Source organism: Pseudomonas sp. Sample_10, from assembly GCF_004321495.1.
Classification (GTDB): Bacteria; Pseudomonadota; Gammaproteobacteria; order Pseudomonadales; family Pseudomonadaceae; genus Aquipseudomonas.
Genome location: NZ_RCOE01000041.1, coordinates 1 through 1,291, shown reverse-complemented (window position 1 = coordinate 1,291; position 1,291 = coordinate 1). Strand labels below are relative to the sequence as shown.

The following is a 1,291-nucleotide window of genomic DNA, read 5'->3' as shown; positions in this document are numbered from 1 at the left end:
TGCCGGAACTGGTGCGCGCCAACAAGTCGCGAATCAATGGGCTGCGGGTCAAGGTCAAGGGCGACGTGTTCCTGGCCGACATCGCGCCGCTGCAATCAGAGCATGACGACAGCGAAGCCATGGCCGGTGCCGTATTGACGCTGCACCGCGCCGACCGGGTGGGCGAACGCATCTATAACGTGCGCAAGCAGGAGCTGCGTGGTTTCGACAGCATCTTTCAAAGCTCGAAAGTCATGGCCGCGGTGGTGCGCGAAGCGCGGCGCATGGCACCCCTTGATGCGCCGCTATTGATCGAAGGCGAAACCGGAACCGGCAAGGAGCTGTTGGCGCGCGCCTGTCATTTGGCCAGCCCGCGCGGGCAATCGCCGTTGATGGCGCTCAATTGCGCCGGTCTGCCGGAGTCCATGGCCGAGACGGAATTGTTCGGCTACGGCCCGGGTGCCTTCGAAGGCGCGCGTGCCGAGGGCAAGCTCGGGCTGTTGGAACTGACGGCGGGCGGTACGCTGTTTCTCGATGGCGTCGGGGAAATGAGCCCGCGCCTGCAGGTGAAATTGCTGCGCTTTCTGCAGGATGGCTGCTTCCGCCGCGTAGGCAGTGATGAAGAGGTTTATCTGGATGTACGGGTGATCTGCGCCACCCAGGTCGATCTCTCCGAACTGTGCGCGCGCGGCGAGTTTCGCCAGGACCTCTATCACCGCCTGAACGTGTTGTCGCTGCACATTCCGCCCCTGCGCGAATGCCTGGATGGCTTGACGCCGCTGGTGGAGCACTTCCTCGATCAGGCGAGTCGGCAGATCGGTTGCCCGCTGCCGAAACTGGCGCCAGCGGCCATGGACAGGCTCAGTCATTACCACTGGCCGGGCAACGTCCGGCAACTTGAAAACGTATTGTTCCAGGCGGTTTCCCTGTGCGACGGCGGTACGGTCAAAGCCGAGCACATTCGGTTGCCGGACTACGGCGTGCGTCAGCCGCTTGGCGATTTTTCGCTCGAAGGCGGGCTGGACGAAATTGTCGGGCGCTTCGAGAAAGCGGTGCTGGAGCGGTTGTACTCCGAACATCCGAGCAGTCGGCAATTGGGCAAGCGGCTGGGGGTTTCGCACACCACCATCGCCAACAAGTTACGCGATTATGAGGTGGGCAAGGAGCCTGGCACCTGAGTCAGTCCCATGAGCCAGGCCTCTAAATCAGGCCCATAAATCAGACCCTAAGTCAGGCACCTGTGGCGAGGGAGCTTGCTCCCGTTCGGGCGCGAAGCGGCCGCAGTACTGTCATTGATTGATCGTTCCCACGC

Annotated in this window: 1 protein-coding gene; it reads left to right on the top strand. The window is 62.4% G+C overall.

The features are described 5' to 3' along the window. A partial coding sequence (locus D8U18_RS03395) for a sigma-54-dependent transcriptional regulator (protein WP_131107023.1) occupies positions 1–1,157 on the top strand: 1,157 nt, incomplete at its 5' end. Positions 1,158–1,291: the final 134 nt, after the last annotated feature.